Source organism: Parasutterella sp., from assembly GCF_057870745.1.
In genome coordinates, this window is record NZ_DBMALT010000037.1 from 1 (window position 1) to 22,437 (window position 22,437).

19 protein-coding genes are annotated in these 22,437 nt (G+C 47.0%); 11 read left to right on the top strand and 8 right to left on the bottom strand.

Annotated features, from left to right (window positions below):
• Positions 1-221: 221 nt before the first annotated feature.
• Positions 222-1,685, bottom strand: coding sequence for a Do family serine endopeptidase (locus ACZND6_RS09830; RefSeq protein WP_489524613.1), 1,464 nt, complete (start codon positions 1,683-1,685; stop codon positions 222-224).
• A 330-nt stretch (positions 1,686-2,015) separates the two neighbouring features.
• Between ACZND6_RS09830 and ACZND6_RS09835 the strand changes: the two genes are divergently transcribed.
• Positions 2,016-2,993: an AEC family transporter gene (locus tag ACZND6_RS09835; protein WP_489524614.1), complete on the top strand. Its 978-nt coding sequence runs from the start codon at positions 2,016-2,018 to the stop codon at positions 2,991-2,993.
• Positions 2,994-3,094: 101 nt separating this feature from the next.
• Entirely contained in the window at positions 3,095-4,261 is a 1,167-nt protein-coding gene (locus ACZND6_RS09840; protein ID WP_293738112.1) for a porin, read from the top strand.
• Positions 4,262-4,314: 53 nt separating this feature from the next.
• On the opposite strand, the gene ACZND6_RS09845 is transcribed toward ACZND6_RS09840, so the two are convergent.
• Complete coding sequence (locus tag ACZND6_RS09845) at positions 4,315-4,830, bottom strand: hypothetical protein (RefSeq protein WP_489524615.1); 516 nt, start codon at positions 4,828-4,830, stop codon at positions 4,315-4,317.
• A 5-nt stretch (positions 4,831-4,835) separates the two neighbouring features.
• Positions 4,836-5,102, bottom strand: a complete 267-nt coding sequence (locus ACZND6_RS09850) for a type II toxin -antitoxin system TacA 1-like antitoxin (protein ID WP_293738110.1) — start codon at positions 5,100-5,102, stop codon at positions 4,836-4,838.
• Between the two features lie 141 nt (positions 5,103-5,243).
• Here ACZND6_RS09850 and ACZND6_RS09855 point away from each other — a divergent pair, with 141 nt between their 5' ends.
• The 3 genes from ACZND6_RS09855 (at position 5,244) to ACZND6_RS09865 (ending at position 8,630) form a co-directional block, all read left to right on the top strand.
• Positions 5,244-6,305 carry a porin gene (locus ACZND6_RS09855; RefSeq protein ID WP_489524616.1) on the top strand — a complete coding sequence of 354 codons (1,062 nt, stop codon included), beginning with the start codon at positions 5,244-5,246 and terminating at the stop codon, positions 6,303-6,305.
• 122 nt (positions 6,306-6,427) lie between these two features.
• The gene (locus ACZND6_RS09860; protein ID WP_293738109.1) at positions 6,428-7,510 is read left to right on the top strand and encodes a porin; all 1,083 of its coding nucleotides are present in this window, start codon (positions 6,428-6,430) and stop codon (positions 7,508-7,510) included.
• 70 nt (positions 7,511-7,580) lie between these two features.
• Positions 7,581-8,630 (top strand): porin, encoded by a 1,050-nt coding sequence (locus ACZND6_RS09865; protein WP_489524617.1) that lies wholly within the window; start codon positions 7,581-7,583, stop codon positions 8,628-8,630.
• A 129-nt stretch (positions 8,631-8,759) separates the two neighbouring features.
• Here the strand turns inward: ACZND6_RS09865 and ACZND6_RS09870 are convergent, their stop codons facing one another.
• The 4 genes from ACZND6_RS09870 to ACZND6_RS09885 all read right to left on the bottom strand — a co-directional run bounded on the left by ACZND6_RS09870 (position 8,760) and on the right by ACZND6_RS09885 (position 13,867).
• Positions 8,760-9,911 (bottom strand): porin, encoded by a 1,152-nt coding sequence (locus ACZND6_RS09870; protein ID WP_489524618.1) that lies wholly within the window; start codon positions 9,909-9,911, stop codon positions 8,760-8,762.
• 123 nt (positions 9,912-10,034) lie between these two features.
• Positions 10,035-11,249 carry a porin gene (locus tag ACZND6_RS09875; RefSeq protein ID WP_489524619.1) on the bottom strand — a complete coding sequence of 405 codons (1,215 nt, stop codon included), beginning with the start codon at positions 11,247-11,249 and terminating at the stop codon, positions 10,035-10,037.
• 124 nt (positions 11,250-11,373) lie between these two features.
• Positions 11,374-12,471 (bottom strand): porin, encoded by a 1,098-nt coding sequence (locus ACZND6_RS09880; RefSeq protein ID WP_489524620.1) that lies wholly within the window; start codon positions 12,469-12,471, stop codon positions 11,374-11,376.
• A 181-nt stretch (positions 12,472-12,652) separates the two neighbouring features.
• Positions 12,653-13,867, bottom strand: a complete 1,215-nt coding sequence (locus ACZND6_RS09885; protein ID WP_489524621.1) for a tyrosine-type recombinase/integrase — start codon at positions 13,865-13,867, stop codon at positions 12,653-12,655.
• 213 nt (positions 13,868-14,080) lie between these two features.
• On the opposite strand from ACZND6_RS09885, the gene ACZND6_RS09890 reads away from it, so the two are divergent.
• On the top strand, positions 14,081-15,550 hold the full coding sequence (locus tag ACZND6_RS09890) for a cache domain-containing protein (protein WP_489524622.1): 1,470 nt from the start codon (positions 14,081-14,083) through the stop codon (positions 15,548-15,550).
• Here the strand turns inward: ACZND6_RS09890 and ACZND6_RS09895 are convergent.
• Positions 15,505-16,017 carry a YbaK/EbsC family protein gene (locus tag ACZND6_RS09895; RefSeq protein ID WP_008812404.1) on the bottom strand — a complete coding sequence of 171 codons (513 nt, stop codon included), beginning with the start codon at positions 16,015-16,017 and terminating at the stop codon, positions 15,505-15,507. The genes ACZND6_RS09890 and ACZND6_RS09895 overlap by 46 nt on opposite strands.
• Before the next feature lie 95 nt (positions 16,018-16,112).
• On the opposite strand from ACZND6_RS09895, the gene ACZND6_RS09900 reads away from it, so the two are divergent.
• From ACZND6_RS09900 to ACZND6_RS09920, 5 genes are all read left to right on the top strand, one after another.
• Positions 16,113-17,609 (top strand): SLC13 family permease, encoded by a 1,497-nt coding sequence (locus tag ACZND6_RS09900; RefSeq protein ID WP_370748932.1) that lies wholly within the window; start codon positions 16,113-16,115, stop codon positions 17,607-17,609.
• 120 nt (positions 17,610-17,729) lie between these two features.
• Positions 17,730-19,229: an ABC transporter ATP-binding protein gene (locus ACZND6_RS09905; RefSeq protein WP_489524623.1), complete on the top strand. Its 1,500-nt coding sequence runs from the start codon at positions 17,730-17,732 to the stop codon at positions 19,227-19,229.
• Positions 19,229-20,317 carry an ABC transporter permease gene (locus tag ACZND6_RS09910; RefSeq protein ID WP_155168319.1) on the top strand — a complete coding sequence of 363 codons (1,089 nt, stop codon included), beginning with the start codon at positions 19,229-19,231 and terminating at the stop codon, positions 20,315-20,317. Before ACZND6_RS09905 ends, ACZND6_RS09910 begins: the two co-directional genes overlap by 1 nt.
• Positions 20,314-21,231, top strand: coding sequence for an ABC transporter permease (locus ACZND6_RS09915; RefSeq protein WP_149879644.1), 918 nt, complete (start codon positions 20,314-20,316; stop codon positions 21,229-21,231). Before ACZND6_RS09910 ends, ACZND6_RS09915 begins: the two co-directional genes overlap by 4 nt.
• A 44-nt stretch (positions 21,232-21,275) precedes the next feature.
• Entirely contained in the window at positions 21,276-22,418 is a 1,143-nt protein-coding gene (locus ACZND6_RS09920) for a BMP family ABC transporter substrate-binding protein (RefSeq protein WP_149888968.1), read from the top strand.
• Positions 22,419-22,437: the final 19 nt, after the last annotated feature.

The window sequence follows — 22,437 nt, forward strand, 5'->3', positions numbered from 1 at the left end:
AAGTAGGCGACCCGCATAGGTTAATTGGAACCGCTGGGTGCGAGACCCGCATGCCCAGTGGTGTGAGAGGGGTAGGTGAAAGCTTCCCCTACTCGATTGGTCTTTTTCACATAATTTATTGTGACTACCGAACAAAATAGTCTCATTCCAAGAAATCCTAAAACAAAAAGCTCGACAACCGCTGTTGCAGAAGCCGAGCTTAGATGAATTAAATAAAAAGATTATTTCTTCTCTTCTTTTTTGTCTTTCGGATCAAGTTTTACGGCCAGGAATGTTCTGCTTCCGTCACGAGCAACTTGAAGAGCTAGTGTCTTGTCAGCAGCATTCACAGCATCTTTGAACTGTTCGAAGGAGCGAATCTTCTTGCCGCCTACGGATAAGAGGACATCACCTTCTTTGATTCCGGCCTCGGAAGCAGGACCATGAGATTCGACGACGACAAGACCGTCACCGTATTTTTTCTTCTCTTCGTCATTCAAACCGCGGACGGTTACGCCTAAACGACCGCGAGCTTCTTCAGCGGCTTTGCCTTTAGCAACTGAAGTATCGGCAGCTGCGTCAAGTTTGACCTTCACTTCAGCTTCTTTGCCTTCACGCAGAACTTTAACCTTGTGCTCGGTATCCGGGCGAGCAGAAGCGACTGCGCGAGAGAGGTCTGCAGCATTATCAATACCCTTTCCGTCGAAGAGGATGACGATATCTCCTTCCTGCAGGCCGGCCTTTTCAGCCGCGGAGTCTTTTTGGATCTGAGCGATCAAAGCGCCTTTGTTTTTCTCAAGGCCGAAAGATTTTGCCAACTCCGGACTCATTGTTTGGATCATTACACCCAAACGGCCGCGGTTTACTTTACCGTGTTTGACGAGTTCGTCTTTAATCTGAAGCGCCAGATCAATAGGAACGGCGAAGGACAAGCCCATAAAGCCGCCGGAAGTAGAGAAGATCTGAGAGTTAATGCCGATGACTTCTCCCTTCATATTGAAAAGAGGACCGCCGGAGTTGCCCGGGTTGACGGCGGCGTCAGTCTGAATGAACGGGACAAACTGATCGCTTGGGAGGTTACGGCTCTTAGCAGAGACGATACCGCTCGTTACTGTGTTCTCCAAACCAAAGGGAGCGCCGATAGCAGCAACCCACTCGCCTACTTTGACATCTTTAGAGTTGCCGAGCTTAACGCACGGAAGGTCTTTCCCATCGATCTTAATGACAGCAACGTCTGTTTTGGCATCACTGCCGATAACTTTGGCATTGAACTCACGATCATCAGTCAGATGGACCTTGATTTCATCAGCGCCGTCAACAACGTGATGGTTAGTAAGAATCAGACCGTCCGAACTAATAATGAAGCCGGAGCCTTGGCCTTTGCGTTCTGGCATACGACCTTCAAAACCATCCGGTCCGGGGAAGGGGAACGGGAATCCGAAACGACGGAGCTCATCGAGCTTGTCTTTGGGCATTCCTTTGAAAGGGTTTGCGTTTTTACGTACAGCGGCTTTTTGAGTAACCTGAATACTTACGACTGCTTTACCGTTGTCCTCCACAAGCTTGGTGAAGTCAGGCAGCTGCGCCTGCTGAGCGTGAGCGGAGGTTATCGGGGCAATCGGAGATGTCTGGACTAAAGAGCCGGCGACAAAAGCGAAAGTGACGGCAGCGGCTGCGGCCGTTTTTTTCATTGAAATACGAAGCATCAAATAAATCCTTGGTAGATAAAGTTTAGCTTGGTTTAGATCTTTAACTATTTGAATTAAGGACTACTTAATGAAATCGGATGAACAAAATTAAGAGTAAATGAACGTAAATTCAGATAAAGAGATGTTACGTTTTCGAACAAATCAAACAAAAGAAATCGGATCGTTTCAGCAAGAGAAAAAGGTCAACAAATTAATGCAGCCCAGAACGATTGGTTAAAAATAAAAAGAACCGGATGATTGAGATCGTTAAGAAAAAGCCTGAGGAATAGGCTCTGCTAAAGGCTGTAGGCGTAAGATGAAAGAAAATTAATTAATAAGACCTCACCCATGGAACAAACTTTATTTACTCAATTTTTACTCCAATTTGGAAAAAGTTCGCCGCTTTTTCTTCTTATTTTCTTGGGCTTCGCACTATCACACTGGTTTGGATTTAATAAAATCACCAGCACGGTTCTTTCAAGGTTTGCTTTTAATATTGCTCTTCCGGCGATGTTGTTCCGTCTTCTGTCTAACCTTGCGTTAACAGAAAGCCATGCAGATCTAAGGCTGTTGATCGCATTTTTCGGAGCCTGCTTCATTCTGTTTTTTATCGGACGATTTGTTTCCGGATATCTTTTGAAAATGAAGCCGGTAGAAACTGCAATTTTCGGTACCGGATGTGTCTTCTCCAATAACGGACTTCTTGGTCTCCCTCTAGCCATTGCGATGCTTGGAGAAAAAGTCGCTCCTTCGGTATCTGCGGTATTGTCTTTAAACGCCTTGGTGTTGTGGACCTTGGTTTCAATTGCCGTTGAATTCTCTCTTCAGTCGGGACATCTTACGATCCGCTCTTTTTTGAAAACTCTAGCGTCAGTTTTTAAAAATCCCTTGATTATTGCCATTTTTTGCGGGGTTGCCTGGAGTTTTACGGGATTAAGCATCCCCTATGTGGTTGACGAGCCTGTCCGTCTAATAGGTAACTCAGCAACTGCACTGAGCCTGATCGTGGTGGGGATGGGGTTGTCGGAATACGGAATAGGCCAAGGGTTAGGAAAGAGCTTTGTACTGAGCTCCATTAAATTATTCATTCATCCTACGCTTATATTTTGTTTGGCGTTATTAATCGGATTAGGTCCGGTTGAGACGACGGCGATTGTATTTTTAGGTTGCCTTCCTATGGGGGTTAATGTTTACTTGATGTGCCGGCAATTTCATGCAGCTGAGGCTGTTATCGCGAATGCAATGATCATTACAACAGTTGTTTCTTCATTCACTGTTCCAATGGCAGTCGCATTTTTGACAAGGTATTTTGGAGGATTAGGGTAGAGAATACAGGGTCGATGAGGATAGTCTTCGTTTGAGTAGGAAGGCTTGCTAGGAATTTGAACTTTCTGCAAGTTAACAACTTCAATTGGAGTACTACTCAAATGAAAAAAACACTTATCGCTGCTGCTGTAATGGCCACATCCGGCATTGCATTTGCTGCTTCTAACGTCACACTCTATGGCGTTATCGAAGAAGGCGTCCTCTTAGAAAAAGCAAAACATGCTGACACAACTGTTCAACTGAGATCTGGCTTCGATCAGGGTAGCCGCTGGGGTATCAAGGGCGTTGAAGACCTCGGAAACGGATATTCCGTCGGTTTCATCCTTGAACAGGGCTTCTCTGCAGACGACGGCAACGTCGCTAACGCAGGCAATGGCACAACTAGCGGCTTCACCCGTGAAGCTTTCATGTATGTCAACGGCGACTTCGGTAAGTTCGGCGCTGGCCGCACAGGCACTTTAGCTTCCGGTGCTCAGTCTAACCACATTCTGACTGGTTGGGCTCTCGGAACAGGCCTTGGTCTTTCTTCTTGGACAAGCGCTATTGGTACAAGCTTTAGCCGTACCAACAACTCCGTCGTTTATGCAACCCCTGTCTTCTCAGGTTTCAGCGTACATGCTATGTACTCTAACGGTCTTGCCACTGATACTGACAAGTGGTCCGACAACAGTCACTACTATGGCTTAGGCGTTAAGTATCAGGCCAACGCCATCAGATCCAGCTTGATTTTCGAAGCTGTCGATAATAAGGCCACAGGTACTGATGCAGTTAAGGTTTCCGATCTCTTCACAGAAAACGAATTCAAAGCTCTTGGTATTGGCGACGATTGGGCTGCTAACAAGGACACGGTGATCAAAGAAGCTACTGGCAAGAAGAAAGCTATCTACACGATCAACTACGGTTTGGAATATAACCTCGGTTCTTGGACACCGATGTTTGCCTACCAATTTGCTCATCAGAACAGCGGTCGCAGAACTCATATGTTCGGTTTATCCGCTAAGGTTGCAGTTGGCGGCGGTGATGTTTTAGTTGGCGGTCGTTACCTCTTCGGTAAAGATGAAGCTAAAGACGTCGGAGCCAATAAAGTTGCAGTTGATGGGGACGTCCGCGCATGGAACATTGGCGCAGCTTACATCTATCCGCTTAGCAAGCGTACAGCCCTGAAGGCTTATGCTGGCTATGCCGATTCCGGCAAAGAATGGAAAGATGTTGAAAACGTTGCTTACAACGGCTACCAGGTTTATCTCGGTATGCGTCATTCTTTCTAATCAAGAAAGTTTAAGCTAGCTAGTCGGGCCTCCTTCGGGAGGCCTTTTCCCTACTATCCGGGGAAGATCGTTGGGTTGCCGTTTTTATCCTGGAGCCTAAAGATAAGCAAAGGTCGTTCAGCCTTTGTTTTGATAAATCCCAACTTTAAATAAAAAGGAGTTAGGTTTTCAGTAAGAGGCTCAACGACCACCCCCCAACAGCTGGCAATACTGGCAACTTCATATCCTAAACTTATAGTCTTGTAGACCATGGCTTTTGCTAACCCTAGCCCTTGGTATTTGACATCAACTCCTAAGCGCCCTAATAAGAGAATGGGGAGAGGGTTAGGCAGATTTTTTTTGAAGGCGGCCGATAAAACGGAATGGTCTATAACTCCTACTCGAACCGAAAAATAACCCGCTAAAAAGTTGTTATCGTCAAAAACTAGATAAGTGCGAGAAACTCCAGCAAGTTGGTTTTTAATCGCATGTCTCTTTAACCAATCGTTTATTGCATTTGATTGGCAATCGAAAGAGTCCAGCAATTCCCTATGTTCTATAGAAAGAGGGACAGGCTTTAAAAACTTCATCAATTCTAATCCCACATCTTAGCCTTAGCTAAATTTTTCCTTCCGATTATTTCTTCTGAGCTCATCTCTGATTCGAAAACTTTTAAAACTTCATTAAAGTCATTCTCAGATAAACGAATGATATTTTTATCGGCTAAAGATTCTTCAAAGCGTTGCCTTATAGCGGATAACACAATGTTTGTTTTTGTCTGTTGTTCTTCTTCCGCAAGTAGATTAAGTAGCTTTAAATCAAAATCCGAGATACGGATCGTAAGCGTATTCATCTTTGTCATTTTGTACTCTCATTGTTATTACATTCAATTTTAAATAGTTTTTTACCGTGCTGACAATATCTTGATGCCTCTGTTGAGGTTGACTTGCTAGGAATTTGAACTTTCTGCAAGTTTTACAACTTCAATTGGAGTACTACTCAAATGAAAAAAACACTTATCGCTGCCGCTGTGATGGCCGCTTCCGGCGTTGCATTTGCTGCTTCTAACGTAACTCTCTACGGTGTCATTGAAGAAGGTGTTCTTTTGGAAAAAGCTAAACACCAAGATACTACTGTCCAACTCAAGTCAGGGTTTGACCAAGGGTCACGTTGGGGTATTAAAGGTGTAGAGGATCTTGGGAACGGTTATTCTGTTGGTTTCATCCTTGAACAAGGCTTTACTGCGGACGACGGCAACGCCGCAAACGCTAATTACACAACTTCAAGTGGATTTACCCGTGAATCTTTCATGTACGTGACCGGCAACTTCGGTAAACTGGGTTTCGGTCGCACTGGTTCACTTTCTTCCGGAGCGCAGTCTAATCACATCCTTACAGGCTGGGCGCTCGGAACTGGCTTAGGTCTTTCTTCTTGGACTAGCGAAATCGGTACTTCCTACGGCCGTCTTAACAATACCATTTCTTATGCGACCCCGTCTTTCTCTGGATTAACTATCCACGCAATGTATTCCAACGGCATTGGTGAAGACACAAACAAATGGTCTGAAAATACTCATTACTACGGTATCGGCGCTAAGTATCAGGCTAATGCGATCAAATCCAGCTTGATCTTTGAAGCAGTAGATAACAAAGGTGGAGAAAAGAATCTAGTAGGCAATAAGGTTCACGGAGATAAAGCCTACACTGTCAATTTTGGTTTCGAATATAACCTTGGCTCTTTCACGCCAATGTTTGCATATCAGTGGGCTAACCAGGACGATGGGAAGAAGACTCATCTGTTCGGTCTCTCTGCTAAAGTTCCTGTAGCTGGTGGTGACGTGCTTGCAGGCGCCCGTTATCTCTTTGGTAAAGATGAAGCTATAACAACAGGAGATGATAAAGTTCGCGCTTGGAACATTGGCGCAGCTTACATTTATCCTCTCTCCAAGAGAACGGCTGTTAAGGCATATGCTGGTTATGCCGATGGTGCTAAAGCCTGGAAAGATACAGAGAAAGTTGTCTACAACGGCTATCAAGTTTACCTCGGCCTTCGTCATGCATTCTAATCTGATTTAATCTCTGATTAATCATCGGCCTCCTTCGGGAGGCTGTTTTCATTTGAACTTCGATTGTTGCTAGGAATTTGAACTTTCTGCAAGTTAACAACTTCAATTGGAGTACTACTCAAATGAAAAAAACACTTATCGCTGCCGCTGTAATGGCCGCTTCCGGCGTTGCATTTGCTGCTTCTAACGTAACTCTCTACGGCGTTGTGGATACCTCCGCAGTCTTTACTCACGATGGTGGTGCAACCGATAGCAAGAATGTTATCGATATGCAGTCTGGCTTCCGTAACGGTTCCCGTTGGGGTATCAAGGGTGTAGAAGAGCTCGGAAACGGATACGCAGTCGGATTCATTCTCGAAAACGGATTTAATTCCGACGATGGTACCAACGGGCAGAAATACAGCGGCGGATTCTCTCGTGAATCTAAACTGTACATCAGTGGTGAGTTTGGCCAGATTGGTTTCGGTCGTTTGGGCTCTTTAGCCAATGGAGCACAGTCAAACAGCATCCTTTCTGGTTGGGCTCTTGGTACGAGCTATCAGACTCAGGGCACTCTCACTTCTTTCATGAAGAATAACGGTCGTGTTAACAATGCAGTTGCCTACGTTTCTCCGTCCTTTGCCGGCCTCACGGTTCACGCTATGTACTCCAACGGTACAGATAAGGACACTGCAAAATGGGCACAGAACGATCACTATTATGGCTTAGGTCTGGCTTATCAGTTAGCTAACTATAGAAATACGCTTATTTTTGAAGCTGCCGATAATAAAGGCGGAGACAAAGAAACGGCTTACAGCATCAACCTCGGTTTGGGTTACGATCTTGGATCCATCACTCCTCAGTTTGCCTATCAGTATGCTTGGCAGGATAACCAGTACAAACAGCACGTCTTCGGATTGTCTGCTGCTGCTCCTGTAGCAGGTGGCGTTGTAAAAGCTGGCGTTAAGTATCTCTTAGGTAAAAACGAAACAGATGAGTTCAAAACTACAACTGGTGAAGATAAATACAATTCCTTATCTATCAGCGCCGCTTATGAATATCCTCTTAGCAAACGAACCACCGTTTGGGGTTTTGCTAGCTGGGCAGATGGCTCCAAGGGATACGCTTCCAGCAAACTCAAAGATCTTAAGAAAGCCGATAGCTCACTCAAAACAGCTAACTTTGATGGATATGTTCTCTCTGTCGGTATGACCCACAATTTCTAATTAAAAGTTAGAAAGTTAGGTTTGGAATCCCCTCGCATTGAGGGGATTTGATTATTCCAAGGAATCAATAATGAAAAGAAAAATTTTTCTCGGTTCTGTTCTGGCCACTTTAGCTTCTTTCTCCTACGCAGCTTCTAACGTTACCCTTTACGGCCAAATGGATATTGGCGTAGTAGCCGGAAAAGCGAAACATTCTTCAGCGACTTTCCAAGAAAGATCTGGTTTTACAGGAATGTCCCGATGGGGTATTAAAGGAACAGAGGATTTGGGCAATGGTTACCGCTTAAGCTTTACCCTAGAAGAGGGTTTTACAGCCGATGACGGAGCCGTCACAGCAGGCTCCGGTGCTTTCACACGCGAATCTATCCTCCGACTGAACGGTCCATTCGGTACAGTTGCCATGGGTCGTATGGGAGCTTTAGGTTTTGCGCAATCCACCGCTATTCTTCGAGGTTGGGCATTCGGCACTTCATGGGGAGCAAGCGCTTGGAGCGTCGGTAACGTTCACTTTGGTCGTTTAAACAACGCTGTCAACTATGTCACTCCCTCCTTCTCTGGTCTAACTCTGCACGCCACTTACTCTAACGGTACAGCAACAGACGACAACAAATGGTCTGACAATGCTCACTACTACGGTGTTGGTGCAAAATATACAGCTCATAACATTGATGCCAGCATTATTTTTGAAGCTAAAGATAACAAAGGCGTAGCACTACTGGAAGAAAAGCAGAAGGCTCTTTATCACATTACGGCCGGAGGCACATACAACTTCAACGGAGTCAAACCCGGAGTGATTTACCAGTACGCCACACAAGAAGATTATTACCATCAGCATGCATTCGGCCTTTCTGTAACAGCCCCTCTGGCTGGTGGTTCAGCTAAATTGGGCGCCAAGTACCTTCTTCGCAAATACGACAGCCATTATGTCGATCTTGCAGCCCTCTCCGAAAAGAAGGCAAGCGTTTGGACTGTTGGAGCAGGTTATGAATATCCATTCAGCAAACGCACCAACCTTTGGACATACGCAGGTTATGCCGATGGAGCTAAAGGCTGGAAAAACGAAGCTGATGTAAATTACAACGGTTGGCAGGTAGGCTTAGGTCTTCTCCATAAGTTCTAAGTTATTCATTGTCAGAGTTATTAGCGCAAAAGAAATTCCATTTCTTTCGCGCTTTTTCGATACCCGACTACTGTGAAGATAAAAAAGCCTCCCGAAGGAGGCCGATGACTAATCAGAGATCAGGTCAGATTAGAAAGCGTGGCGAAGGCCAAGGTAAACCTGGTAGCCGTTGTAAGCAACGTCTTCGACTTCCTTCCATTCTTTACCTGAGTCAGCGTAACCGGCATAAGCCTTAACAGCTGTTCTCTTGGAAAGCGGATATTCATAAGCTGCGCCAATTGTCCAGGCACGAACGTCGCCATCAACCTTAACTTTATTAGCGCCGACCTTTGTAGCTTCGTCTTTACCGAAGAGATAACGAGCGCCTAACATAGCTTTGCCACCAGCAACCTGAGCTGATGCAGACAGGCCGAACATATGAGTTCTACGGCCGTGATCTTGATGGGCGAACTGATAGGCAAACATCGGTGTCCAAGAACCTAGATTGTACTCGAAACCATAGTTGATGACATAAATAGCTTTCTTCTTAGCTGTGGCAGCTTTGAAGACATTGTCTTTAACGGCAGCCCAATTGGTGTTGCCAAGAGCCTTCCACTGTGTTTCTGTGTAGACATCCGACACTAATTGAGCGTCAGTTGCAGAACCTTTGTTATCAGCTGCTTCAAAAATTAAGCTGGATCTGATAGCGTTAGCCTGATACTTTACACCGATACCATAGTAGTGGTTGTTGTCAGACCATTTTTCGGAATCGCTAGTCAGGCCGTTGGAGTACATAACGTGGCCGCTGAAGCCGTCAAATACCGGTGTGGCATAAGACAGAACATTGTCCATACGGCTGAAGTTATTAGCAATTGCGCTCTGCCAAGAAGAAGCACCGTAGGAAGTACCGAAAGCCCAACCTGTCAGAATAGCCTGAGTCTGAGCGAAGGAAAGAGCACCTGTACGGCCGAAACCGAAGGAGCCGAAGCCGCCTTTAACATACAGGAAAGATTCACGGTTGAAAGCTTTTCCGGATGTAGCTTCATTGCCGTTGTCAGCGTTGAAACCCTGTTCAAGAACGAAACCGGCGCTGTAACCGTTGCCGAGATCTTCAACACCCTTGATGCCCCAGCGGGAGCCCTGGCCGAAACCGGAGTTCAGTTCGACTTTGTTGTCGCCGTGTTTAGCTTTCTGGACGATCACACCTTCTTCGATGATACCGTAGAGAGTGACGTTAGAAGCAGCAAAAGCCAGAGAGGAGAATGCGCCAAGAACGCCCATGGCGATAAGTGTTTTTTTCATTTGAGTAGTACTCCAATTGAAGTTGTAAAACTTGCAGAAAGTTCAAATTCCTAGCAACAATTGAAGCTCAAATGAAGAAGGCCTCCCGAAGGAGGCCGATGACTAATCAGAGATTAAGTCAAATTAGAAAGAGTGGCGCATGCCGAGGAAAACCTGGTAGCCGTTGTAAGCAACGTCTTCGACTTCTTTCCATGCTTTTCCGGAGTCAGCATAGCCAGCATAAGCCTTAACAGCTGTTCTCTTGGAGAGCGGATATTCGTAACCGGCACCGATGGTCCAGGCGCGAACGTCACCGTCCACCTTAACATCGTTGGCACCAACTTTCTTCTGGAAATCTTTACCGAAGACATAACGAGCACCAAACATTGCTTTACCGCCACCTAATTGAGCTGTAGTGGAGAGGCCGAACATATGAGTTCTGCGACCATTATTCTGGTGAGCAAACTGGTATGCAAACATCGGTGTCCAGGAGCCAAGGTTGTATTCCAAACCGTAGTTGATGACATAGATAGGACGCTTAGCTTCCTCTGCTGTGGCTAATTCTGTTTCTGCCCACTTTTCGTATTCAGCCTTATTAGCCTTGTCCTTGGACCAAGTTGCATATTCGACTTTGTTGCCATCTTTATCTTCGTCTAAACCATTGACTAAGAAATATTCCTGCATGGACAAGAGATCACCTGCTGTCTTAGCGGGAACAGCAGTTCCTTTGTTGTCTGCAGCTTCAAAAATCAAGCTGGACTTAATAGCGTTTGCCTGATATTTAACACCGATACCATAGTAGTGGTTGTTGTCAGACCATTTAGCAGAGTCACTTGTTAAGCCATTGGAGTACATAACATGGCCAGTGAAACCATTGAAAGACGGTGTAGCATAGGATAAGACGTTATCCATGCGGCCGAAGTTGTTAGCAATAGCGCTCGTCCAAGAAGAACCACCGTAAGAAGTTCCGAAAGCCCAACCTGTCAGGATAGCCTGAGTCTGTGCATAGGAAAGAGCGCCCGTACGGCCGAAGCCAAAGGAGCCGAAACCACCTTTAACATACAAGAAGGATTCACGGTTAAAAGCTTTGCCGGCAGTTCCTTCCGCGCCGTTATCTGCACTAAAACCTTGTTCGAGAACGAAACCAACGTTGTAGCCATTGCCAAGATCTTCTACACCAGTGATACCCCAACGAGAACCCTGGGCAAAACCGGAAGCGAGCTCGACTTTATTGTCACCATGTTTAGCCTTAGATACAACGACACCTTCTTCGATAACACCGTAGAGAGTAACGTTAGAGGCAGCAAATGCAACGCCGGAAGCGGCCATCACAGCAGCAGCGATAAGTGTTTTTTTCATTTGAGTAGTACTCCAATTGAAGTTGTAAAACTTGCAGAAAGTTCAAATTCCTAGCAACAATTGAAGTTCAAATGAAAAAAGCCTCCCGAAGGAGGCCAAAATTCAGACTAATCTATTTAGTAGATTAGAAGCTGTGCTGCATACCGAAGAAGAGCTGATAACCGTTATACACCGGTGTAATGTTGGCATCTTCAACTGTTTTACCAGCCTTGTAGGAAACGTCTTTCCAACCTTTGCCAGAGTCTGCATACCCTGCAAATGCTTTGAGTTTCGTTCTCTTAGAGAGCGGGTATACATAGGCTGCGCCGATATTCCAGGAGTTGACGTCCTGGTCTTCAGTTGCCGGAATAGTCTTGTCTTTGCCAAACAAATAACGAGCACCTGCAAGCAGATCGCCGCCAGCCATAGGAACCTTAGCACTTAAACCAAACATGTTAGTCTTCTTACCTTCATCCTGCCAGGCATACTGGTATGCGAACATCGGAGTGATAGAACCGAGGTTATATTCGAAACCAAAGTTAATGGCATACTTCGTGTTCTTATTATCAACAGCAGGAGCTGCCGGTGTTTCTTTTACTTGTTGGGCTTCAAAAATCAAGCTAGTTCTAATGGCATTAGCTTCATATTTTGCACCAAGGCCGTAGTAATGGTTATTTTTCGACCACTTAGTAACGGAATCATCGCCAGTTGTCTTATTGGAATACATTGCAGAAATTGTCAGGCCGCTGAAATTCGGAGAAACATAGGCAATTGCGTTATCTACACGGCTGAAGCTTGTTCCGATTTCAGAAGTCCAAGAGCTAAGGCCATAGCCTGTTCCGAGTGCCCAACCAGTAAGAATCTGATAAGAACCGGCTCCAGAGGACAAAGTACCGAAACGACCTAAGCCTAATTTACCGAAACCACCTTGAACGAACAACTGAGACTCACGGCCGAAGACCTTACCGGCGGAGTTAGAAGCTGTGTTTGCGCCGGTATCGGAGTCATAACCTTCTTCTAAAACAAAGCCAACGTTGTAGCCATTGCCCAGATCTTCAACACCTCTAATACCCCAACGGGAACCAGAATCAAAGCCAGAAACCATGGCAACATTTGTGTCATGATGTTTTGCCTTCTGAACAACAACGCCCGTCTCAATAACACCATAAAGGGTAACGTTGGAAGCAGCAAATGCAATGCCGGATGCGGCCATTACAGCGGCAGCGATAAGTGTTTTTTTCATTTGAGTAGTACTCCAATTGAAGTTGTAAAACTTGCAGAAAGTTCAAATTCCTAGCAAGAATTTATCTGCACCGTCATTCTGATAAAAACGAGACATGCGAGCAACAAAATCTGTTGTATTTACGCAAAAACAACACTTTTAAATGAAAAACAATATATTAAATCAATAAAAAGTTGTTGTTTTACAACAAATCAGCTTTATGTATTTTGGCTTTTTCGTCGTCAAAAAGTGCATCTGCCCAAAGCTGCATCACGACTCGTCTTCTATCCAAAAGATCGCTTCGTTGATAAGCTAAAGTTTTTTGCGTTCCGGTGGTGTGCATGAGCGATTTCTCGGCTGCTTCATTGTCAATATCGTTTTCAGCGCACCAATCTCTGAAGGTCGAACGCATTCCGTGCATGGTGCACGCCTGATTTAATGCAGTCCTCAAAAATTTCCTTGGCGTTTCCCGACGTATCGGCGTCTTTCCGTCTACAGAAAATATGAATTCTCCCTTCGATTCTTTTCTAATTTCCTTTAATAATGAGATGACTTGCTGAGATAGCGGAACTCTGAACGGAAATTCTTTGCCGTCTTTTCGACGCGATGGAGGGCAAAGCCAAACTTTCTCTTTCCAGCTTATCTCTCTCCAATGGGCTTGAGTAAATTCAACAGTGCGGGTTGCAGTAAGAACGCCGAACAGCAGGGCTTTTGCCCCGATAGAACTCTCTTGTTGTAGTTTGGGAATGATGGCTTTTAATTCCGTAAAGGAAAGAGATTTGAAATGCTGGGTTGAATTGCATTTATTTGCGGGAGGAAGAAATAAGTCGAGGTTTCCTTTCCAGGAAGCTGGGTTGTTCCCAATATATAGGTTCTCATTGATCGCATAAGCGAAAATTTTCTCTAACCTCCCCCTTACCCGGGAGGCGGTCATCGTTTTGTTTATCCATATGGGACGAAGTATTTTTAGGATGTCTTTTCGGTCGATTTCATCGATGAATTTTTCCCCAATGACGGGAAAGGCATAAGTGCTTATAGAAGAGCTCCAAGACTGCTTTTGAGCCGGATTTTTCCATAGTCGAACCGAGGCTAAGATTTCGATGACTCGCCGTGCATAGTCTTTAAAAAGAACCGGATGTTGTTTGGCTTCCATTAATGCAGAAGCCTTTCCGCTGAATTGAAGTGATGTTTTTAACAGAAAAGCAAATTGTTTTACTTCCGATAACGGCTTTTTACTGGCGCTTCCGAGTGCTAAATCGCAGACGCGGCCTTTAGGATCGAGATAGCGAAAAAAATAATTTCGATATCTTCCGTTGCCCCGAACTCGTACGTATAGATGAGGCTCTAATCGATGGGTGCCGTCGGGTAATTCAAATATTTGCTTTTTGCTGAAGCGGCCGATTTTTGCATGAGACATACCAGTGTGTCCTCCAATGTGTTAAATGAAATCAGTCTCTCAATTACAGAGGATCGCTGGCTGTCTTTTCCTCCAAAATGATTGGGTAGTTTCGGCCTCTAGGCGGTGGCGATTTTTCAAGAAAATACATAAGATGGAAAAAGCGAAAATTCGCTAGAATAATTAGGACTCACCCCGGTAAGACGACCCAACAGAAAAAGACGAGGAACATAAATGCGACCTGTGCGTCTCAGAAATTACATCTTCTATTTGTTGGCTCTTACAATTACCTTGCCGCTGCTGGTGTTGAGCTACTCTCAGTACCGGATGATTGAGCAGGAGATCCGTAAAGATGATCTCCTCCTGGTGGAAGATGCGTTAGCACTGTCCAACAATGTTAAAAATAGAGTTGATTCCGCGAAAACCCTCGTTGTGATGTCTGCAAGCACACTGCAAGTCTATGGGACAGAGGACAAATCAGCCTTACGAGCCATCCTAAAAAGCATTTTGACGGAAGTTCCGTATTTCTTAAACATCCACTACGGTGATGTGAATGGAGACGTCATCGTTTTTGAGCCTCCTAAGAATGCACGGAATGAAAGTAATGAGGGCGTGTCTCACACAAATAGGGATCATTGGAGTCACATCCGCAATCGGGACTCGGTTTATATATCTGACGTCATTATGGCGACCGATGCGGCAAACGTTCCCATTGTGAATATTTGTGCGCCGGCAATAAACAAGTCCGGAAAGATCATCGGTTATGCAGTCTCTGCTCTTGATTTAAAGAGTCTGTACGAAGATGTGGTATCAGGCTTAGATATTCAGGACAGCGCTGTATATATCTTGGACAAGAAGGGTGCGCCTATTTACGCGACCGATCATGTTAATTCTCCGGAACCCTTGATTCCTTCCAAGGTTTTAAAAGAACTCGTCGCAAATAAAGAAAACGCTCAGGTTTTATCTAGGAACGATGCGTCTGATTTAGTCGGCGCGATCAGAGAGATACCGGGGCTTGGCTGGTACGTCGGTGTTTTTAAGAAGGAAGAGGATAGAGAATCAGCAATCATCTCGATGGCGGCGACAAACAGCCTGATCTTCTTCTTCCTTTTGCTAGTAACGTTTATTTTGGCTTCCTACTCTGTTCGTCCCTTGACCGAGTCTGTTAATAAACTCATTGAGCAGGTGAGAGAAGGCAAGGCCGTTCCGACTGAAGCGGAAAAAGTCCATCATCCCGAAGAACTCGTTGAGCTTCAGAAAGCTTTCTGCCGCTTGTTGGTGAAATTGAAATCTCACCAGAAATCCGAAGGCGCGCTTAGTGAACTGAGCGAATCTGATGTCCAAAAAGAAGTCGAGCTTCTTAAAGAACAATATGAATTCCTGCAGGCGCTGATTACCCTTCTGCCGTCTCCGATGGCCATTGTGGATGAAAACGGCTTTGTTCGTTTCTTAAATCAGTCCGCCTCTAAGTTCTTTGACAAAGCAGTAGCCGGAGCGAATTTCGCTCAAATGCTCAAAGAAAAGTTTGAAGAAGACAATTTCGGATTTAACCTTCACGGCATGTCAGAAGAAAAAATCCTCAAGACCAAGGATACGAGGGAGGATTTCCTGCTTCAGAGAAGAGAGTTGCCGCCGATCAAAGGAACACGACGCAGTGTTTACTTACTTTCGCCGTTCAAAGAGCCCGACTGGAATTCGAAATAAGACACGCCTAAAGAAGGCAGGAACTTTTCCAGCACATCCTTCACCGAGAGGATGAGGCTTCGGTCATTGGTGCATGGGTGGCAGTCAATATGTTCCGCGTTCAAGATTCTGCTGTCGATGTAGAGCGAAATTTCTTTGTTTTGATCAAAGATCAGACCAAGTAAAGAAACGGCGCCCGGGAAGGTGTGCATGAGTCGGGACAAATCCTCGGGAGAGGCAAAAGAAAGGTGACTGCTTTTCAAAAATGCGGCCGCTTGTTTGGCATTAAATCGTTCTTCTCCCGGTATCACAAAGAGAAAAAATTGTTTCTTATTCTTAACTAAAAGCGTCTTACAGCACGTAGAACCAAACTCTTTTGCAATTTTTAACCCTTCCTCACAGGTCGTGATGGGTAAGTGATTCAAGGCTTTGAACGGAATGTTGTGTGTACGAAGAAAGTCCTCAACTTCTTGGGTAGTGTTGTCCATAAGAGCCTGTAAGATTTTGTGTCCGTTTTGGAAAGTATTATATAGATGCGGTATACACTTACGACAAATTATCAGCCTAACCAAGTGAGAAACTTATGGCAGCAGCAGAAATCGGTTCGTTTCCGCCCGGCGTGAAACGCTTTTTTCTTTTAGGGGCACCAATTATTGCCCTTATTATTTATTGGATACTTCCGAACACTTATACGGATATCCATAACCAAGTCCTTCCTTTTAATCCTCACGCCAAAGCTTGTTTGGCCGTCGTGGTTTGGATGGTCCTTTGGTGGCTTTTTGAACCGGTTCCGATTCCGGTGACTTCGCTTCTTCCCATTCCGCTCTTTCCCCTATTAGGGATCGCTAAACCTGCGCAGGCAATGGCGCCGTACGCATCAGGTACGATTTTCCTGTTCATGGGCGGTTTTATTCTGGCGATTGCCGTTCAGCGCTGGCGTCTGGATAAGCGCATTGCTTTAACCACATTAAAACTCGTAGGTACCAAGGCGCCTGCGATTGTGGGCGGTTTCCTCTTGGCGAGCGGTGTGCTTTCCATGTGGGTATCCAACACAGCAACCGCGGCCATGATGGTTCCGATTGCGATGGCCGTTCTTTCCTTAGTGCGAGCTAAAAAAGCCGGCGGTCCGATCGATCAAGAAGAAGAAAACTTCAGCGTCGCCATGCTGCTTGCTGTTGCCTACGGTGCCTCTATCGGCGGTATGGCCACCATTATCGGTTCGCCTCCTAACGGCATTTTTGCGCGTTTTATGGAGCAGAACTTCAATGATCCGATTTCGCTTGCGCATTGGATGAAGTATGGAATGCCGCTTACACTTATTCTGCTTCCGCTGTGCTGGTTCCTTCTGACTAAGGTTCTCTTCCGTAAGACCATGAAGGAAATCGAAGGCGGCGCTCAGTGGGTTCAGTCCGAATTGAATAAATTAGGACCGATCGGCAAGGGCGAAATGATCGTTCTGATCGTCTTCTGCGCTGCGATCCTTCTGTGGTCCTTCGGCGGTGTGTTAAGAGGTCTGGATTTCGGCGGCACAAGGCCGTTTGCTTCGCTCTCTGACGCCGCAATTGCGATGATCTGCGCCATCGTGCTGTTCTGTATCCCTGTGAACAGAGACCATATGGTTTTGGATTGGTCGGATATGAAAGAGCTGCCCTGGGGCGTTCTGCTCTTGTTCGGCGGCGGTCTTTCCATGGCTGCCGGTCTGCAGATTACGGAATGCGGTCAGATTATCAGCGCAAACGCAGGCGTTCTAGCCGGGCTTCCGCGCTGGGCAATTCTCATCGGTGTGAGCTTGCTCGTGATGCTGGCAAGTAACTTTACGTCCAACACGGCGCTTGCCGCAACACTCATGCCGCTCCTGGCTTCCGCGGCTGTTCCGATGGGCGTGCCTGCCGAGCAGCTGCTGATGGTGACGGCTCTGTCTGCATCCTGCGCATTCATGATGCCGGTCGGAACGCCTCCGAATGCGATCGTGTTCAGTACCGGACGCATCAAGATTATGCAGATGGTTTCTGCCGGTGCGGTTCTGACGCTTGTCTCAGTCGTCGTCATTGGACTGTTCGCAGCAACATTCATCAACTAATCTTTTGAACTCGCAGAGGGGGGCCGAGGGCCTCCCTTAATTTTTGTTGCAAAGCCACCTCCATCGGCCGAATGAGGTACAACCGTTTGTTAAAATACGGCCTTCGATCAGGGCTTCCAAATGATTCCAAGACTTAAATTGGTAAACGTCACCAAGCGATACGGGTCAACCGTTGCGAATGACGCAATATCGCTTGAGGTAATGCCGGGGGAAATTTTGTCCGTGCTCGGAGAAAACGGAGCAGGCAAAAGTACCCTGATGAAGATTATCTTCGGATCTGTCACGCCCGATGAGGGCGAGATTTATTTTGACGGACGAAAAGTTAATATCTCGTCTCCTGCGGACGCGCGCGAACTCGGAATCGCGATGGTGTTTCAGCACTTTGTCTTGTTTGAGACACTGACTGCTAAAGAAAATATTCTTTTGGGAATGCCTGAAGGCACAGATCCTAAAGAATTAGAAAAAGAGATTATTGAAAAAAGCCGCCATTACGGCATCGAAGTTGATCCGAACGCGATTGTTAATGATCTCTCCATGGGCGAGCGGCAAAGAGTGGAAATTCTCCGCGCGCTTTTAACCAATCCGAAGCTTTTGATTCTTGATGAACCGACCTCGGTTCTTTCTCCTCTCGCGCTTCAGGCCCTCTTTAAAACCCTGCGCCAGCTGTCTTCCGAAGGCGTTTCCATCATCTTCATTACGCATAAGCTCAATGAAATTCGGGAACTTTCCAAACACTGTACGGTGATTCGCAGCGGTGAGGTGGCAGCCAACATCAATCCTCAGGAAATGACCGAGCAGGAGCTCGCCAAGCTTATGATCGGCAGCGACCTTCCTGAAATCATGCCTCGACCGGAAATCAAACCGCATCCCGGTTTGGAAGTCTGTTTCCAAGGTGAAGAGGTTGGCTTTAAGAGCCGCTACCCGCTCTACGGCAAGATTAACGTTCCCTGCGGCCGAATCGTCGGTGTGGCCGGTATCTCCGGAAACGGCCAGGCAGAGCTTATGAAGGCAATCAGCGGCGAAGTACTGCTGCCTAAAAACTGTATTTCTATCGTCGGCTCTTTTGCCGGAGACCTTCGCGTTAAACACAGACGCGCTTTAGGTCTGCGCTATGTGCCCGAACAGCGCTTGGGTGAAGCGACTGTTCCAGAAATGTCCTTGGAAAGCAACACGTTGCTGACCAGTAATTTGTTCTTAGCCAAAGGTTTTATGCGCAACAAGATGATCGCGCGCTTTACGCGTTCGATTATCGAAAAATTCCATGTCCGCAGCGGCGGTTCCAAAGCTCCGGCTGAAAGCCTTTCCGGCGGAAATCTGCAGAAATTTATTGTGGGTCGAGAGCTGCTTCATAACCCGAAGGTGATGATTTTGAATCAGCCGACTTGGGGCGTGGACGCGGGCGCTGCAACGCTTATCCGCAATGCCTTAATCCGTCAGAGGAGCGGCGGGAGCGCGATTTTAGTGGTCAGTGAAGAACTCGACGAACTGTTTGAAATTTGTGATGAATTGGTTGTGATGAGCGAAGGCAAAATTTCTCCTCAAGTCAAAACAAAAGATGTCAGCGTTGAAGAGATCGGTCGATGGATGTCCGGCCTTTGGCCTGAAGCGAAGGAGCAGTGATGAATTTTCCTTTAGCACTCTATAACCGCCAGCGTCCGAGCCGCTTTCTTTCTGCAGCGTCTCCGTTTATTGCGGTTCTCTTGACGCTTTTGATCGGATGCTTGATTTTTGCCGGGATGGGCAAAGATCCGATGCATTCCATGTACGTGTTTATTGTCGAGCCTTTGCTCACACTGCGGGGCTGGGGAGAGTTGGGCGTAAAAATGACGCCGCTCATTCTCTGTGCATTGGGCCTATTAGTTTGCTACCGAGCAAACGTGTGGAACATCGGTGCGGAAGGCCAATTAATTGTCGGCGCGCTTGCCGGCGGCGTGGTTGCATTGCAGGCTAGCCCCGAAGCCTCTCAGCTCTACATGATTTGGGTCATCCTGGCTGCGATGGTCGGCGGGGCGTTATACGCCGGCATCGTGGCCTGGCTCAAAGACAAATGCAATGCCAATGAAATCTTAGTTTCTCTGATGCTCGTCTATATTGCCGAGCTTTTCCTTTCCTGGGCGGTTCAGTCCCCGCTGCGAGATCCTCAGGGCTTGGGATTCCCGCAAAGCCCGATGTTTGAGACGGCAGCCACGCTCCCGATCATGATTCCGGGTACCCGAATGCACTGGGGTGGAGCTCTCGTTTGCTTTGCCTTGTTCGGCATCTGGCTCATCATGTCGAAGATGTTTATCGGTTTCCAGGTGCGCGTTTCCGGTATGGCGCCTAAGGCAGCTGCTTACGCGGGCTTCTCCAATCGAGCCATTATTTATTTTGTGCTGCTTCTTTCTGGTGCTTTAGCCGGATTGGCCGGTGTGATCGAAATCTGCGGTCCGATCGGACAGCTCACGCCCAAGATCTCCCCGGGATACGGCTTTGCCGCGATTATTGTGGCTTTTGTGGGGCGCTTAAAACCACTCGGAACCATTCCTGCAGCTTTCATCATGGCGCTCTTTTACCTCGGCGGTGAACTAGCCCAGTCCAGACTCGGAACGCCGGCTGCTTTGACGGGTGTGTTCCAAGGTCTCTTGCTCTTCTGCATCATGGCTTGTGATTCTCTGATTTTCTGCAAATTAAAGTGGGTCGGATTTAATTCCGCGAAGGGGGCCGCATGAGTGTTGCAGCTTCTTTAATTGCCACGACGATGAATGCAAGCACGCCGCTGCTGCTTGCAGCGCTGGGAATTTTGGTTGCCGAACGCTCCGGCGTCCTAAACTTAGGCGTCGAAGGCATCATGCTGATGGCGGCCATCGCAGGCTACATGGCAACGGTTGAGACCGGGAGTTTTGCGGTCGGATTTATTGCTGCCGTTGCAGTGGGTATTTTGTTTGCACTGTTCTTTGCCATCTTCGCTGTGGGCTTAAGGGCCAATCAGCAGGCATCCGGCTTGGGTGTAGCGATTTTCGGCGGCGGCTTATCCGCCTACATCGGCATTCCTTATCAAGGCGCCGTGCTCCCTGAAAGAGCGGCTGACGGCATTCCGTTCTTAGACCAGATCCCTCTCCTCGGACAAGCATTTTTCAGCCAGCATTGGATCGTTTATTTGTCCTTGCTCATGATTCCGGCTGTTTGGTATTTCTTGTTCAGGACCAGGCCCGGGCTGGTCGTGAGGGCCGTCGGAGAATCGCCGTTTTCAGCAAACGCTTTGGGATACTCGGTTCCGATGATTCGATGCGCGACGCTGGCTTTCAGCGGAGCCTGTATCGGGCTTTCCGGCGCTTATTTGTCGCTCATCTATACACCCTTATGGGTGGAAGGCATGATTGCTGGCAGAGGCTGGATTGCGCTGGCGCTGGTGACCTTCGGTACTTGGCGTCCGTTCAGAGTGTTCTTAGGCGCGTACTTGTTCGGCGGCATGACCATGCTGCAGATGAATCTTCAGAGTATCGGAATTTCCGTTCCGACTCAGTTTATTTCCATGGCGCCTTATGCGGCGACGATTATCGTTTTGGCGCTGATTTCGAGAAATCCGACTTGGATCCGTCTGAACATGCCAGCTTCTCTCGGAAAGCCGTTTAACCCGCATTGATGATTTTTTTGTTTACCTTTCTTTAAAGGAGAAAGACAGTGAAGATGTCTTTAAAACTGGTTGCAGCTGTGGCTGCTGTTGCTTCCGCTTTTGCTTTGAGCGCCTGCGGAGACAAAAAAGAAGCTGCCCCGGCTAAACCGGCAACACCGGCAGCTCCTGCCGCTCAGACCGAGGCAGCTGAACCCTTGAAAGTCGGTTTTGTGTATGTGGCTCCGATTGCGGATGTCGGCTACACAAAACAGCATGACATCGGTCGTATCTACGCTATTGATAAGGTAGGTAAAGATAAAGTCACAACGACATTCGTGGAGAATGTTCCCGAAACTGCTGACGCAGAACGTGTTATTCGTCAGATGGTTGCCGACGGCAATAAGCTGATTTTCGGAACCAGCTTCGGCTACATGAACTACATGCAGAAGCTTGCTAAAGAATACCCGGATGTGAAATTCGAGCATGCCACCGGTTACAAGACTGCGCCCAACATGACGAATTACAACATTCGTTTCTATGAAGGCCGCTATCTGGCCGGTATGCTTGCCGGCGGTGCAACTAAGAGCAACATTATCGGTTATGTCGCTCCGTTCCCGATTCCTGAAGTTCTGCAGGGTATCAACGCCTTTACATTGGGTGCCAAATCCGTTAATCCGAATATTCAGGTGAAGGTGATTTGGACCAACGCTTGGTACGATCCTCCCAAAGACACCGACTCTGCCAAGACTCTGCTGGGGCAAGGGGCGGATATTCTCACTCAGCACACTAATACCAGTGCTGTAGCGAGTGCTGCCGAAGCTGCAGGAAAAATGGTTATTCCGTACAACAGCGACATGAAGTCTGTTGCTCCGAATGCCCAGATTGCTGCTCTTGTGCTGAATTGGGGACCGTACTACGCCAAGAAGATCCAGCAGACGATCGACGGCAAGTGGGATCCGACACCGGTTTGGATGCACTACAAAGACGGCGCAATGTCTCTTGAAGGCGTTCGCACCGATAAGATTCCTGCCGATATCGTGAAGAAGATGGAAGAAGTGAAGGCCAAGATCGAGAGCGGCGAATTCCATCCGTTTACGGGGCCGATCAAGACCAACGACGGCAAAGAAGCTGCTAAGGCAGGTGAAGTTCTGAAAGACAATCAGCTTCAGACGATGAACTACTACGTTGACGGCGTGATCGGTAAAGTGCCTAACTAACCAGATTCAACGTTAATCC

Bases quoted from the DNA above. Each gene is read 5' to 3' on its own strand.
- ACZND6_RS09830 (WP_489524613.1), bottom strand. From the start codon at position 1,685: ATGCTTCGTATTTCAATGAAAAAAACGGCCGCAGCCGCTGCCGTCACT.
- ACZND6_RS09835 (WP_489524614.1), top strand. From the start codon at position 2,016: ATGGAACAAACTTTATTTACTCAATTTTTACTCCAATTTGGAAAAAGT.
- ACZND6_RS09840 (WP_293738112.1), top strand. From the start codon at position 3,095: ATGAAAAAAACACTTATCGCTGCTGCTGTAATGGCCACATCCGGCATT.
- ACZND6_RS09845 (WP_489524615.1), bottom strand. From the start codon at position 4,830: ATGAAGTTTTTAAAGCCTGTCCCTCTTTCTATAGAACATAGGGAATTG.
- ACZND6_RS09850 (WP_293738110.1), bottom strand. From the start codon at position 5,102: ATGACAAAGATGAATACGCTTACGATCCGTATCTCGGATTTTGATTTA.
- ACZND6_RS09855 (WP_489524616.1), top strand. From the start codon at position 5,244: ATGAAAAAAACACTTATCGCTGCCGCTGTGATGGCCGCTTCCGGCGTT.
- ACZND6_RS09860 (WP_293738109.1), top strand. From the start codon at position 6,428: ATGAAAAAAACACTTATCGCTGCCGCTGTAATGGCCGCTTCCGGCGTT.
- ACZND6_RS09865 (WP_489524617.1), top strand. From the start codon at position 7,581: ATGAAAAGAAAAATTTTTCTCGGTTCTGTTCTGGCCACTTTAGCTTCT.
- ACZND6_RS09870 (WP_489524618.1), bottom strand. From the start codon at position 9,911: ATGAAAAAAACACTTATCGCCATGGGCGTTCTTGGCGCATTCTCCTCT.
- ACZND6_RS09875 (WP_489524619.1), bottom strand. From the start codon at position 11,249: ATGAAAAAAACACTTATCGCTGCTGCTGTGATGGCCGCTTCCGGCGTT.
- ACZND6_RS09880 (WP_489524620.1), bottom strand. From the start codon at position 12,471: ATGAAAAAAACACTTATCGCTGCCGCTGTAATGGCCGCATCCGGCATT.
- ACZND6_RS09885 (WP_489524621.1), bottom strand. From the start codon at position 13,867: ATGTCTCATGCAAAAATCGGCCGCTTCAGCAAAAAGCAAATATTTGAA.
- ACZND6_RS09890 (WP_489524622.1), top strand. From the start codon at position 14,081: ATGCGACCTGTGCGTCTCAGAAATTACATCTTCTATTTGTTGGCTCTT.
- ACZND6_RS09895 (WP_008812404.1), bottom strand. From the start codon at position 16,017: ATGGACAACACTACCCAAGAAGTTGAGGACTTTCTTCGTACACACAAC.
- ACZND6_RS09900 (WP_370748932.1), top strand. From the start codon at position 16,113: ATGGCAGCAGCAGAAATCGGTTCGTTTCCGCCCGGCGTGAAACGCTTT.
- ACZND6_RS09905 (WP_489524623.1), top strand. From the start codon at position 17,730: ATGATTCCAAGACTTAAATTGGTAAACGTCACCAAGCGATACGGGTCA.
- ACZND6_RS09910 (WP_155168319.1), top strand. From the start codon at position 19,229: ATGAATTTTCCTTTAGCACTCTATAACCGCCAGCGTCCGAGCCGCTTT.
- ACZND6_RS09915 (WP_149879644.1), top strand. From the start codon at position 20,314: ATGAGTGTTGCAGCTTCTTTAATTGCCACGACGATGAATGCAAGCACG.
- ACZND6_RS09920 (WP_149888968.1), top strand. From the start codon at position 21,276: ATGTCTTTAAAACTGGTTGCAGCTGTGGCTGCTGTTGCTTCCGCTTTT.